The 13,465-nt window shown below is 68.8% G+C and carries 10 protein-coding genes; 2 read left to right on the top strand and 8 right to left on the bottom strand.

What is annotated here, in order from left to right; genetic code table 11:
- Position 1: 1 nt before the first annotated feature.
- Positions 2–2,524, bottom strand: coding sequence for a DNA gyrase subunit A (gene gyrA / locus AB0B98_RS04340; RefSeq protein WP_357360826.1), 2,523 nt, complete (start codon positions 2,522–2,524; stop codon positions 2–4).
- Positions 2,525–2,654: 130 nt separating this feature from the next.
- Positions 2,655–4,601 carry a DNA topoisomerase (ATP-hydrolyzing) subunit B gene (gyrB, locus tag AB0B98_RS04335; protein WP_357360824.1) on the bottom strand — a complete coding sequence of 649 codons (1,947 nt, stop codon included), beginning with the start codon at positions 4,599–4,601 and terminating at the stop codon, positions 2,655–2,657.
- Between the two features lie 522 nt (positions 4,602–5,123).
- On the opposite strand from gyrB, the gene AB0B98_RS04330 reads away from it, so the two are divergent.
- Positions 5,124–5,678 carry a hypothetical protein gene (locus AB0B98_RS04330; protein WP_238669641.1) on the top strand — a complete coding sequence of 185 codons (555 nt, stop codon included), beginning with the start codon at positions 5,124–5,126 and terminating at the stop codon, positions 5,676–5,678.
- Here AB0B98_RS04330 and AB0B98_RS04325 read toward each other — a convergent pair.
- Entirely contained in the window at positions 5,663–6,151 is a 489-nt protein-coding gene (locus AB0B98_RS04325) for a MarR family transcriptional regulator (protein ID WP_238669640.1), read from the bottom strand. The two genes, AB0B98_RS04330 and AB0B98_RS04325, sit on opposite strands and share 16 nt — an antisense overlap.
- A 125-nt stretch (positions 6,152–6,276) precedes the next feature.
- Here AB0B98_RS04325 and AB0B98_RS04320 point away from each other — a divergent pair, with 125 nt between their 5' ends.
- Positions 6,277–6,504: a hypothetical protein gene (locus AB0B98_RS04320; protein ID WP_238669639.1), complete on the top strand. Its 228-nt coding sequence runs from the start codon at positions 6,277–6,279 to the stop codon at positions 6,502–6,504.
- 9 nt (positions 6,505–6,513) lie between these two features.
- Here the strand turns inward: AB0B98_RS04320 and AB0B98_RS04315 are convergent, their stop codons facing one another.
- The 5 genes from AB0B98_RS04315 to dnaA all read right to left on the bottom strand — a co-directional run bounded on the left by AB0B98_RS04315 (position 6,514) and on the right by dnaA (position 12,919).
- A complete protein-coding gene (locus AB0B98_RS04315; RefSeq protein ID WP_357268038.1) occupies positions 6,514–7,128 on the bottom strand; it encodes a DciA family protein in 615 nt (204 codons plus the stop codon).
- On the bottom strand, positions 7,118–8,251 hold the full coding sequence (gene recF / locus AB0B98_RS04310; protein WP_357225371.1) for a DNA replication/repair protein RecF: 1,134 nt from the start codon (positions 8,249–8,251) through the stop codon (positions 7,118–7,120). Before recF ends, AB0B98_RS04315 begins: the two co-directional genes overlap by 11 nt.
- A 16-nt stretch (positions 8,252–8,267) precedes the next feature.
- A complete protein-coding gene (gene gnd, locus AB0B98_RS04305; protein ID WP_238669636.1) occupies positions 8,268–9,140 on the bottom strand; it encodes a phosphogluconate dehydrogenase (NAD(+)-dependent, decarboxylating) in 873 nt (290 codons plus the stop codon).
- A gap of 39 nt (positions 9,141–9,179) precedes the next feature.
- Complete coding sequence (dnaN, locus tag AB0B98_RS04300; protein ID WP_238669635.1) at positions 9,180–10,313, bottom strand: DNA polymerase III subunit beta; 1,134 nt, start codon at positions 10,311–10,313, stop codon at positions 9,180–9,182.
- A 776-nt stretch (positions 10,314–11,089) separates the two neighbouring features.
- On the bottom strand, positions 11,090–12,919 hold the full coding sequence (dnaA, locus tag AB0B98_RS04295; protein ID WP_357361126.1) for a chromosomal replication initiator protein DnaA: 1,830 nt from the start codon (positions 12,917–12,919) through the stop codon (positions 11,090–11,092).
- Positions 12,920–13,465: the final 546 nt, after the last annotated feature.

Below are 13,465 nucleotides of genomic sequence, written 5' to 3'. Positions count from 1 at the left end.
ACTAGTCCTGTTCGTCAGGCTCGTCGGCATTGCGAGCAATCGCCACGATAGTCACGCCGTCCGGGAGGTCCATCAGCTTGACCCCCATTGTGTTCCGGTCACGCGTACGCCGTACAGGCTTCACCGGAGTCCGAATGACACCACCGTTGCTGGTGATCGCGAACAGCTCGTCGTCCGGATCGATCACCACCGCGCCAACCAGACCGCCGCGCCGTTCGGTGATCTTTGCAGTCAACACGCCCTTACCTCCCCGGCCCTGCACCGGGTATTCCTCGATCGGGGTTCGCTTCGCGTATCCCCCGTTCGTGGCCACCAGCACATCCAAACCTTCCCGCACGACTTCCATGGCGAGCAGGACGTCGTCGTCCGTGAAGCGCATGCCGATCACACCCGAGGTGGCCCGGCCCATCGGCCGCAACGCCTCGTCCGAGGCGTTGAACCGGATCGCCTGCGCCTTCTTCGAGACCAGCAGCAGGTCGTTCTCCGGCGCAACCAGCGCAGCACCGACCAGCTCGTCCTCATCGCGCAGGTTGATCGCGATGATGCCGCCGGAACGGTTGGAGTCGAACTCCTCGAGCCGCGTCTTCTTCACCAGGCCGTTCTTCGTGGCCAGTACCAGATAGGGGGCTACCTGGTAGTTCGGGATCTCAATGATCTGCGCTATCTGCTCGTCGGGTAGGAAGGCGAGCAGATTGGCCACGTGTTGGCCCTTGGCTACCCTACTGGCCTCCGGCAACTCGTACGCCTTGGCCCGGTAGACGCGGCCCTTGTTCGTGAAGAACAGGATCCAGTCGTGGGTCGAGCAGACGAAGAAGTGGCTGACGATGTCGTCCTGCCGCAGCGTGGCGCCACTGACACCCTTGCCGCCGCGCCGCTGCGAGCGGTACAGATCGACCTTGGTCCGCTTGGCGTACCCGGTGCGGGTGATCGTGACGACCACGTCCTCGCGGGCGATGAGGTCCTCCATCGAGACCTCGCCGTCGAACGGGATGATCTGCGTCCGGCGGTCGTCGCCCCACTTGGAGACGATCTCGCCCAGCTCCTCCGAGACGATCTTCCGCTGCCGCTCGGGCTTGGCGAGGATGTCCTTGAGGTCGGCGATCTCGATCTCGAGCTTCGCCAGGTCGTCGATGATCCGCTGCCGCTCCAGGGCGGCGAGCCGGCGCAGCTGCATGTCCAGGATCGCTGTCGCCTGGATCTCGTCGATCTCCAGCAGCCGGATCAGGCCCTGCCGTGCGTCGTCCACAGTCGGTGAGCGCCGGATCAGGGCGATCACCTCGTCCAGCGCGTCCAGCGCCTTACCGAGGCCGCGCAGGATGTGTGCCCGCTCCTCGGCCTTGCGCAGCCGGTACGCGGTCCGCCGGCGAATCACGTCGATCTGGTGCTCGACGTAGTAGCGGATGAACTGGGCCAGGTTGAGCGTGCGCGGCACCCCGTCGACCAGGGCCAGCATGTTGGCGCCGAAGGTCTCCTGGAGCTGGGTGTGCTTGTAGAGGTTGTTCAGCACGACCTTGGCGACCGCGTCGCGCTTGAGCACCAGGACGATCCGCATGCCGGTACGACCGGAGGACTCGTCACGGATGTCGGCGATCCCGGCGAGCTTGCCCTCCTTGATCAGCTCGGCGATCCGCTCGGCGAGGTTGTCCGGGTTGACCTGGTAGGGCAACTCGCTGACGACCAGGCAGGGGCGGCCCCGCTTGTCCTCCTCGACCTCCACCACGGCGCGCATCCGGATCGAGCCGCGGCCCGTGCGGTACGCGTCCTGGATCGCTGTGGTGCCGACGATCAGGCCGTGGGTCGGGAAGTCCGGGCCCTTGACGATGCCGATCAGGGCTTCGAGGGTGGTCTCCTCGTCCTCCTCCGGGTGCTCCAGGCACCACTGCACCGCCGCGCCGATCTCCCTCAGGTTGTGCGGCGGGATCTTGGTGGCCATGCCGACCGCGATGCCCTCGGAGCCGTTCACCAGGAGGTTGGGGATCCGCGACGGCAGGATGGTGGGCTCCTTGGCCCGGCCGTCGTAGTTGTCCTGCAGGTCGACGGTGTCCTCGTCGATGTCCCGCAGCATCTCCATGGCGAGGGGGTCGAGCTTGCACTCGGTGTATCGCATGGCGGCGGCCGGGTCGTTACCCGGCGAGCCGAAGTTGCCGTTGCCGTCGACCAGCGGGTAGCGCAGCGACCAGGGCTGCGCCATCCGGACCAGCGCGTCGTAGATCGCCGAGTCGCCGTGCGGGTGGAACTGACCCATCACGTCACCAACGACACGGGAGCACTTCACGTAGCCGCGGTCCGGACGGTAGCCGGAGTCGAACATCGCGTAGAGGATCTTGCGGTGGACCGGCTTGAGGCCGTCCCGGACGTCCGGCAGCGCGCGACCGACGATGACGCTCATCGCGTAGTCGAGGTAGGAGCGCTGCATCTCCACCTCGAGCCCGACCGGTTCGATCCGGTCGTGCGCGACCACCGCGGCGATGGCCTCGGCGGGAACCTCAGGCTCGTTCGGTGTGGACTCGGGAGAATCGGTCACTGTATACCCTTATCAGACTCAGAGTCGTTTTCGTGCTGTGGATAACGGCTGTGGATACCGGCCAAGCTGTGGATAACTCTGTGGACCGCCGGATCGGTCGGGCCCTGCCCGACCGATCCGGCGCAGTCCGTCAGATGTCCAGGAACCGCACGTCCTTGGCGTTGCGCTGGATGAACGACCGGCGCGCCTCGACGTCCTCACCCATCAGCACACTGAACAACTCGTCGGCGGTCGCCGCGTCGTCGAGAGTGACCTGACGCAGGGTACGCGTCGCCGGGTTCATAGTGGTTTCCCACAGCTCGGGATAGTTCATCTCGCCGAGGCCCTTGAAGCGCTGAATGTCGTCCGGCTTGGCGTTCGGCTTCTTCTGCTGGCGCAGCGCGATCAGGCCGTCCCGCTCACGGTCGGAGTACGCGTACTGGGCGTCGTCGCCCTTCTTGTTCCACTTGATCTTGTAGAGCGGCGGGGCGGCCAGGTAGACGTGCCCCATCTCGACCAGCGGACGCATGAAGCGGAACAGCAGGGTGAGCAGCAGCGTCTGGATGTGCTGGCCGTCGACGTCCGCGTCGGCCATCAGCACCACCTTGTGGTACCGCAGCTTCTCCATGTCGAAGTCGTCGTGGATGCCGGTGCCCAGCGCGGTGATCAGCGCCTGGACCTCGTTGTTCTTCAGCACCCTGTCGATCCGGGCCTTCTCCACGTTGAGGATCTTGCCGCGGATCGGCAGGATCGCCTGGGTCCGTGGGTCGCGGCCCTGCTTGGCCGAGCCGCCGGCCGAGTCGCCCTCGACGATGAACACCTCGGACTCGCGGGGGTCGGTCGACTGGCAGTCGGCCAGCTTGCCCGGCATCGAGCCGGACTCCAGCAGCGACTTGCGTCGGGCCAGCTTGCGCGCCTGCTGTGCGGCGATCCGCGCGCGGGCCGCCTGGGACGCCTTCTGAATGATCGTCTTGGCCTCGGCCGGGTTGCGGTCGAACCAGTCGACCAGCCGGTCGTTGCAGACCCGCTGCACGAAGCTCTTCACCGGGGTGTTGCCCAGCTTCGTCTTGGTCTGGCCCTCGAACTGCGGGTTGGTCAGCTTGACCGAGATGATCGCGGCCAAGCCCTCGCGGATGTCCTCGCCGGAGAGCTTCTCGTCGCCCTTGAGCAGCTTCTTGTCGGTGCCGTACCGGTTGACGACGCTGGTCAGCGCCGACCGGAAGCCCTCCTCGTGAGTGCCGCCCTCGTGCGTGTTGATGTTGTTGGCGAAGGTGTAGACCGACTCGCCGTACGACTCGTTCCACTGCATGGCGATCTCGAGGGACATGCCCTCCTCTTCGGCCTCGAACTCGACCACCGTCTTGTGCATCGGGTTCTTGGAGGCGTTGAGGTGTCGGACGAAGTCGGCGATACCGCCGTCGTAGCGGAAGGTGACCTCGCGGGTCTTGCCGTCCTCGTCCTCCGGGACCCGCTCGTCGAGCAGGTGGATGGTGATGCCCCGGTTGAGGAAGGCCATCTCCTGCAGGCGTCGGTAGATGGTCTGGAAGTCGAAGTCGATCGTCTCGAAGACGTCCGGGTCGGGCCAGAAGGAGACGGCCGAGCCGGTGCGGTCGGTGGTCTCGCCCTTCTCCAGCGCGGATGGCTTGGAGTGGGTGTACTGCTGCCGCCAGACGAAGCCGGACTTGTGGATCACCACGGCCATCTTCGTCGACAGCGCGTTAACCACGGAGACGCCGACGCCGTGTAGACCACCGGAGACCGCGTACGCCTTGCCGTCGAACTTGCCACCCGCGTGCAGCACGGTCAGCGCGACCTCGACGCCCGGCTTCTTGAGCTTGGGGTGCAGGTCGACCGGGAAACCACGGCCGTTGTCGGTGACCTGGACCCCACCGTCGGCCAGCAGCACCACGTCGATGGTGTCGCAGTAGCCGGCCATCGCCTCGTCCACCGCGTTGTCGACGACCTCCCAGACGAGGTGGTGCAGACCGCGCTCGCCGGTGGACCCGATGTACATACCGGGCCGCTTGCGAACCGCCTCCAGCCCCTCGAGAACGGTGATCGACTCTGCGCCGTACTCCTGCTTGTCCTGCGCTGCCACCCTCGGCCACTTTCTCGCGTCAGCCGCGCCGGTAGGGCGCGTCGGGCGCGGGTTCGGCGGACAGGACGCGACGTCGGCGCGCGCGGACCGGCGCCGGAGAACTCCGGACAGCGGGTCGAACGCGCCGGTCGCCGCGGTTGCCCGCGGATCGCGATCGGCTCGACCCGAAGTGGAGAATGAATCTGGGCCACCGGCCCCGTCCCACTCCCGCACCGGGTCTTCGTCTCGCTGTCAATCCTACTGTGCGCGGGGGACAGAACCACCACTCGGCACCCTCAGCGAGGCGGCTGAGAAGTCCGTAGCCGGCAGAACCCCATTGCCCGCGACTCCCCCCACACGCCACGGTCCGATCGCACGCGCCGTCCTCGAACGGGTTGACCCGCGCCCGGGCGGGTCGGGGGTCGCGGCCGAAGCGTCAGTGCCGTACGTTTGCGGCGCTCCGGAACCAGGCTTGATCTTTACCGGCCGGAACCGGGACGATCGACCCGATCGACCCGACACGTGCTCTTTAAGAGGTGACAGATGGGGCTGGACAACGTCGCGGTGCACTGGCCGCGGACCGGCCGCTTCTACGATCCGGTCGCGCCGGCCGAGTTCGTCGACTTCGGCGAGATCGTCGACCTGCCGCGCATCTCCGCGCCGACAGCGGCGCTGGCCGAGCTGATCGCGAAGACCGGCACCATCCGGGCGACCGCCTACACCGAGTTGGTGGATCTGCTTCTCGGCCTCGAAGGTGTGTTGTACGCCACAGACGCCGCAGCCGAGGACGAGGACCCGGTGATCGATCCGGACGGCTGCTCCTGGATCGCGAGCGGCATCGAACGGTTCGTGGCCGCGCACCGCGCGACAGGCGAGGCGGTCACCTTCGAGTCGGTGAGCATCGTGCTGCGCTCCCTGCTCGGCGACGGTCGGTTGGCCGAGCAGCAGCTGCGCTGGCTGGAGAGCCGGCTCGACGCGCTGCGCGACGAGAGCGGTGCTCCGCCGCAGTGGAACTTCACCTGCGCGGAGCTGGGCGTGCTGGCCGCGTTCTACAGGCGCTGCGCCGAGCGCGGCTTCGCCGTCTACGCCGACGTCTGAGCCGCCGCGTCATTCTCCGACGCGCCCGGTCGGTTGGCGGCCGCGATCAGCTGCGTGAGCACCGCGTGCAGGTGTTGCAGGTCCTCGACGGGCAGCCCGAGCCGCTGCACGATCGCGGCCGGGATCAGCTCGGCCTGACTCCGCAGCTCCGCACCGCTGGCGGTGAGGGTGACGGCGAGGCTGCGCTCGTCGCTCGGGTCGCGTTCCCGGCGCAGGTAGCCGGCCGTCTCCAGCCGCTTGAGCAGGGGTGACAGCGTGCCCGGGTCGAGCTGGAGCAGGCGACTGAGGTCGCGACCGGACAACGGCGCGTGCTGCCAGAGCGCCAACATCACCAGGTACTGCGGATGGGTCAGCCCCATCGGCTCCAGCAGCGGCCGGTAGACGGCCACCACGCTGCGCGCGGCCACCGAGAGGGCGAAGCAGACCTGCTGCTCCAGGGCCAGCGGGTCGACGCCGTCAGGTCGTTCGCTCATCGGTTGCCCTCTCTCCGCACGGTGACTATCGTACCGATCATTGGTACACCAACCATTGGTGCCCCAAAGGTCTGCTCGTGCGATGGACGAGAACCGGCGAGGCGACGCGGGGAAGAGGGCGGCAGATGAGCGAGGACGGCGCGATCACCAGGGGCCCGGGCGAGGGCGGCCGATTGATGCGTTGGGCCTTCCGGCACCTCGCCGGCCCGGCCGAGGGTGTCCAGGGCGCTGTGCAGGGCGGCTCGGCCGAGGCCCGCGAGGCGTGGAAGCGCGACCTGGCCGAACGCAAACGCTTCACCCGGGAGCAGCGGGAACGCAAGCGGGCAGCCCGTGAGGCCGACCGGCGCGGCTGAACGGCCCGCTCAGCCGTACGTGTCGCGCGGACCCCGGCCGCGTACCCGCCGCGGGCCCTTCCCCCAGGAGGGCGCGGCGGGGCCGTGGATGTGCAGCTTGCGCACCACGTTGTGCCCGACCTCGCTGGCGATCTGCTTGAGCAGCGAGCCGGCGAGCAGCCGCAGCTGGGTGGCCCAGGCGGTCGAGCGCGCCTCCACTGTCAGCTCGCCGTTCTCCAACTTCACCGGGCGACTGTTCTGCGCGACCTCCGCGCCGACGACCCGCTCCCAGGCGCCGAACACAGTGGCCTCGGCGGCCGGCTGCTGCCAGCCGCGCGCCTTCACCAGCCGGTTCAGCACGGCACTGAGCGGCTGCGGATCGCGCGGGTCGGGGCCGGGGCCGGAGTAACCGCGCAACCGCCGCCCCGAGCCGCCGCCGGCAGCGTCACCGCCCCCGGGAGTACGCCGGGCGCGGGCCGCCGCCTGCCGTCGGGACAGCGCCGCGTCGAGCACCGCCCGGGCCAGCTCCGGCCCGCTGGCGGCCGCCGCCGGCTCACCGCCCGCCGATCCCTCCGCCGCCTTCGGGGTACGCGCAGCAGGACCGTCGCCGGCCGCTGGTCGTTTACTGCCTGGCTCATCCGACACGGCGTACCGTCCCTTCGCCGACCTGGTAGCGGGTGCCGCGCAGGGCCGCCGGCACGTCATCGTCCACCGCGCAGGTGACCAGCAGCTGACTCGCCCCGCCGACCAGCTCCGCCAACCGCTCCCGGCGGCCGGTGTCCAACTCCGCGAAGACATCGTCGAGGACCAGCACCGGCTCGATGCCGTCGGCCCGCAACAGGTCGTACCCGGCCAGCCGCAACGCGAGGGCGAACGACCACGACTCGCCGTGGCTGGCGTACCCCTTGGCGGGCAGTGGGCCGAGGCTCAGCGCCAACTCGTCGCGGTGTGGGCCAACCAGGGTGGTGCCCCGCTCGATCTCGGCGGAGCGGGACGCGGCCAGGGCCGCCGTCAGCGCCTCGGCCAGCGCGGCCCGATCGGTGGTCGGCTCGACCAACTCGATCGAGGGCCGGTAGGTGATGCTCGCCGCACCCCGACCGGCGGCCACCGCGTCGTACGCCTTGGCCACGTGCGGGGTGAGCGCGGCCACCAGCTCCAGGCGGCCGGCGAGCAGCTCCGCCCCATGCTGGGCCAGGTGGGTGTCCCAGACCGCGAGGGTGCCGAGGTCGCCACCCCTGGAGCCACCGGTCTTGCGAGCCAGGTACGCGGTGCGCAGCAGGGCGTTGCGCTGCTTCACGACCCGCTCGTAGTCGGCCCGCACACCCGCGAACCGGGGCTGCCTGTTGACCAGCAGGTCGTCCAGGTAGCGGCGGCGCTCGGCCGGATCACCCCGGACCAGCTCAAGATCCTCCGGGGCGAACAGCACCAGCCGGAGCGCCCCGAGCACGTCCCGGGCCCGCCGCGCCGGTGAGCGGCCCAGTCGGGCCCTGTTGGCCTTGCCGGGCACGATCTCCAGCTCGACGAGGAGTTCGCGGCCGTCGTGCACCACCGCGCAGCGGATCACCGCGGACGTGGCGCCCATCCGGACCAGAGGCGCATCGGTGGCGACCCGGTGCGAGTCCAGGGTCGCCACGTAGCCCAGCGCCTCGACGAGGTTGGTCTTGCCGACGCCGTTGGCGCCGATCAGGACGTTCGCCCCCGGCTGGAGGTCGACGGCCACCCGCTCGTACGAGCGGAAGTCGACCAGTTCCAGCCGGTGAACGTACACAGGTTGTGGATACCGCTCAGCGCTTGTGGACGGCGTGGCCACCGAACTGCTGACGCAGCGCGGAGACAGCCTTCATGGCGGGCGAGTCGTCCTGCCGCGAGGCGAACCGGGCGAACAACGAAGCGGTGATGACGTTCAGCGGCACCGCAAGCCGGACCGCCTCGTCCACCGTCCACCGGCCCTCGCCGGTGTCCTCCGTGTAGCCGCTCAGATCGGCCAGCTCCGGGTCCTCGTCGAGCGCCCGGTCCAGCAGGTCGAGCAGCCAGGAACGGACGACAGTGCCCTCCCGCCAGGACTTGATGACGCCCGGCACGTTGGTCACCAGCTCCGAGGCGGCCATCAGCTCGTAGCCCTCGGCGTAAGCGTGCATCAGGCCGTACTCGATGCCGTTGTGCACCATCTTCGAGTAGTGGCCGGCACCGACCGGGCCGGCGTGCACGAAGCCGAACTCACCCTCCGGCTTGAGCGCGTTGAAGATCGGCATCAGGCGGTCCACGTGCTCCTGGGCGCCACCGACCATCAGCCCGTAGCCGTTCTGCCGGCCCCAGACGCCGCCGGAGACCCCGACGTCCAGGTAGCCGATGCCCCGCTGGTGGAGCCGCTCCGCGCGGGGCGCGTCGTCACTGAAGCGCGAGTTGCCGCCGTCGATGATGATGTCGCCCTCGCCGAGCACCTCGGCGAGCTCGTCGATGGTGGCGTCGGTGACACCGGCGGGCACCATGACCCAGACCGCGCGCGGCGACTCAAGCTTCTCTGCCAGGCCCGCGATGGTCGTGACGTCGCTGATCTGCGCGTTGTGGTCGAAGCCGACCACCTCGTGCCCGGCCGAACGCAACCGCTCCCGCATGTTGCCGCCCATACGGCCGAGTCCTACCAGGCCGAGCTGCATGTGTTTCTACCTCCGTGGATCTGGTGTTGCTGGGCGCGATCAGCGCGAGACGCGGATCGGCATGATGAGGTACCGGTACCCCGGAATGACCTCGCCATCCTCGCCAGCGGGTGAGATCACCGCGGGCTTGAAGGCGTCGACGAACGAGAGCACGGCCGTCTGAGCGCCCAGGTTTGCCAGACCGTCGATGAGGTACTGCGGGTTGAAGCCGATGGTCAGTGGCTCACCGGTGAAGGTGGCCTCCATCGCCTCGCTGGCCCGTGCCTCCTCGGAACCGCCGGCCTCGACCACCAGGCCGTCGGCGCTGAAGCTGAGCAGCACCGGGGTGGTCCGTTCGGCGACCAGCGCGACCCGCTTGACCACCTCGATCAGCGTGCTGACCGGCACCCGGGCCGCGGCGTTGTGCGTTGCCGGGAAGAGCGACCGCACCGGCGGGTAGTTGGCGCCGTCGAGCAGCCGGCTGGTGGTACGTCGGGTGCCGCCGGCAAGGCCGACCATTCCCTCGCCGGCAGCGCCCTGGGCGAGGGCGAGCGTGACCTCGCCGCCCAGCGGGCCGAGGGCCTTGGCGGTGTCGTTCAGGGTGCGGGCGGGCACCAGGGCGTTGATGCTCACCTCAGGGTCGTCCGGCCGCCACTGGATCTCGCGCAGCGCCAACCGGTAACGGTCGGTGGCGAGCATCGACAGGGTGTTGCCCGACAGCTCGACGCGGACACCGGTCATCATCGGCAGCGTCTCGTCGCGACCGGCGGCGATGGCCACCTGGGCCACGGCGGTGGCGAACGCTGCGGCGTCGACGGTGCCGGCGCTCTGCGGCATCTCGGGCAGCGCTGGGTAATCCTCCACCGGCATGGTGGGCAGCGTGAACCGGGCGCTGCCGCAGACCAGTTCGAGGTGCGCGCCGACCGCGGCGATGTCGACAGGCTTGGCCGGCAACGCCTTGGTGATCTCGGCGAGCAGGCGGCCGGAGACGAGCGCGGCGCCGTCGGCGTCGCCCTGCACCTCGACGGTCACCTGGCTGGAGACCTCGTAGTCGAACCCGGAGACCCGCAGGTTGCCGTCGGTGACGCGGAGCATCACCCCGGCGAGCACCGGTACGGATGGCCGGTTGGGCAGGCTTTTCGCGGTCCACGCCACAGCCTCGGCGAGCGCGTCGCGCTCCACTCGGAACTTCATCAATGCCTCCGCGTCGACGTCAGCGACAACTCTCTCATGCCGACCGCTGCCTACCGTCCCGCCCGACCGTGCGGGTACCCATCGCACCTTAGGGCGCGGGGACATCGGCTGTGCGCCCGACCCCATGGATCGTGTCGATGCTGACCGGCTGATCCGACAGCGTTCGGCCCGATCCACAGAAAGCCCAACGGTGATGATTGGTTTTTGTTCTCTTAGAAGAGATAACTCATCGTCTTCATCGCACCTGTGCAAACTGTGGAAAACCGAGGTCTGCGCAGGTCAGACAGGTTATCCACCGGTGATTTAGCTGTGGAGAACCGGGGGTACAACCGGCTCGTGTGTCCACAGCCCGGCGACGACGGCCGGTTGTCCACCGTTGTCCACCGGTTGTCCACCGGTAATCCACCGACTTTCTCCCCAAGCCTGTGGATCGCGGGGAAGATCACCATTGCCGTCATCCCCAGAACCTTCAACAGCTCGTGCACAGGTTGATGATGATCGGTGGATAACCTGACGGTCGTCCCCAGGCGTCCACAGCCTCGTACACAGGGTTTCTCCACAGCCTGTGGGTAACTGGCGGAGGACGGACCGTAGTTATCCACCGACGGTGGATAACGAGCTGTGGACAACGAGTGGGGATCGAGGCGGTCACGGCCTCAATGCTGTGGTCTCCACCATGTCGAGAGTCCAGCTACTGACCCAAAAAGAACGCCCGACCGGAGATCCGGTCGGGCGTGTCCTGCGGCTGTGCGCCGCCGTGAGAGCTGTCGTACGCCTCAGCTGTTCTGCTTGATGCGGTTGGTCAGCTCGGCGATCTGGTTGTACAGCGAGCGGCGCTCCGCCATCTGCTGACGAATCTTGCGGTCGGCGTGCATCACAGTGGTGTGGTCGCGGCCACCGAACGCCTGCCCGATCCGGGGCAACGACAGCTCGGTCAACTCCCGACACAGGTACATGGCCACCTGGCGGGCGTTGACCAGCACCCGGGACCTGGACTGGCCGCGCAGATCCTCCAGGCTCACCCCGAAGTAGTCAGCGGTCGAGGCCATGATCTGGTCCGCGTTGATCTCCGGACCGGCGCCGTCGGGCATGAAGTCCCGAAGCACCTCCTCGGCAAGCGACAACTCGACTGTCGACCGGGTCAGGCTGGCGAACGCGGTCACCCGGATCAGCGCGCCCTCCAGCTCCCGGATCGAGTTCGACACCCGGGAGGCGATGAACTCCAACACGTCCGGCGGGGCGTACATCCGCTCCTGCGCCGCCTTCTTCTGCAGGATCGCGATCCGGGTCTCCAGATCCGGCGGCTGGATGTCGGCCAGCAGCCCCCACTCGAACCGGGTTCGCATCCGGTCCTCGAGGGTCGCGAGCTGGCGCGGCGACCGGTCGGAGGTGATCACGATCTGCTTGTTGGCGTTGTGCAGCGTGTTGAAGGTGTGGAAGAACTCCTCCTGGGTGCGCTCGCGGTTCTCCAGGAACTGGATGTCGTCGATCAACAGGATGTCGACGTCGCGGTAGCGCCGCTGGAACGCGCTGGTCTTGTCGTCCCGGAGCGAGTTGATGAAGTCGTTCGTGAATTCCTCGGTCGAGACGTACCGGACCGAGCGGGCGTTGCCGAGTGTGGTGGCGTAGTGCCCGATGGCGTGTAACAGGTGCGTCTTGCCCAACCCGGAGTGCCCGTAGATGAACAGCGGGTTGTACGCCTTGGCCGGCGACTCCGCCACCGCCACGCTGGCCGCGTGGGCGAAGCGGTTGGACGAGCCGATGACGAACGTCTCAAACATGTACTTCGGGTTGAGCCGGTTGCCGCCGGTGTCGGCACCGGGCAACCGACGGTCGTCGCGGCCACCGGTCCGATGGTCCACGGCGCTGCGACCCGGGCCGCTGTCCGTTCCGCTGTCCCGGGGGAGCGAACGGATCACGTGCTGGTCGCGTGGTGACGCCGAGTCGTCCCGGTAGCGGGGCTCGTAGGGCCGCGTGTCTGGGCCGGGCGGGTCCAGGCGGGCGGCCTGCTCGTCGTAACCGCGCCGGTCCGGACCCGGCCGGGAGGGCCGCAGGGGCTCCGCGAAGGCAGCGCTGAACAGCGCCTCCTGCCCGTCCCTGCTGGCGGGAATCAACCCCGCGCGATGCCCCTCCACAGGCGGCGCGAGCGGCGGACCCGCCGGCGCGGGCAGCGGAGAGGGATCGGGGGTACGCGGCGCGGGTGACTGTTCTCCGGTCATCGCGTCGGCCGACGGTCGAGCACCCTGGTCGTCGTCGAACGGCGCGTGGCCCGGGCCGTCGATGTCGAGCTGCCCGGTCTCCGGGGCGCTGCGGTAGACGGTGCCGGCCGGCCGGCCGGTGGCGTCCTCGGCCACCCGAACGGTGACCGCGACCTGGATCGGTCGGCCGAGCCGGCGGGTGAGCGCCTCGGTGATCGCCGGGCGCAGCCGTGACTCGATCACGTCGCGGGTGAACGCGTCCGGAACGGAGAGCAGCGCGGTGTCCTCGACGATCGCTCGCAGCCGGGTCAGTCGGAGATAGGCACGCTGCTGGGCGGAGATGATCTCGTCGGCGAGCTCGTCGGTCGCCGCTAACCACACTGCGGCAAGGTCGGTCGTACCGGCCACCGTCGTGCCACCCCCTCGCTTCTGCTCCCGGCCGCCGCTGTCTGCCAGCCGGCCGTCCCGGGCCCGCTGCGTTCGCGGGTGGAACAACACCCACCCGGACGGTCGACCGGTGGTCATCCACAAGTTATCCACAGCCTGTGTACCGACCGATTGTGGCCGCCGCCGGACGCGGGTGGGACCTGCCCCTGCCTGAACGGGCGCTGAAGCGGGTACACCGTGCCGAACGATTCACTGCCATGTCCGGTCTTGCCTGCGCGACGACCGGAGCTTCCGACGCTCACCGCAATCGGGCACGGTAACAGCGTTGTCCCTGCGCCATCAACCGGCGACGCGGCGGCGCCCTTGTCGGCATCAGCGAAAACCACCCTTCGGCCTCGGGCGCGTCCCGTTGTCCCCTGCTCGGGGTGTTTGACGGTCATTGCCCCCCTGCGTAGGCTGGAACGGCTGCTTTCTCGCCCTCTGCTAGGGTGATGGGTGCTTGCTGTCCGCGGTCGCATCCCCGCAACACCGAGGTCCCGCTCCGCCGGGCAGCACCGATCGTGGGCC

The organism is Micromonospora sp. NPDC048947 (genome assembly GCF_040649495.1).
In the GTDB taxonomy this organism is placed as follows: domain Bacteria; phylum Actinomycetota; class Actinomycetes; order Mycobacteriales; family Micromonosporaceae; genus Micromonospora; species Micromonospora alfalfae.
The sequence above is the reverse complement of the archived record's forward strand: the minus strand, read 5'-3'. Positions and strand labels throughout refer to the sequence as shown.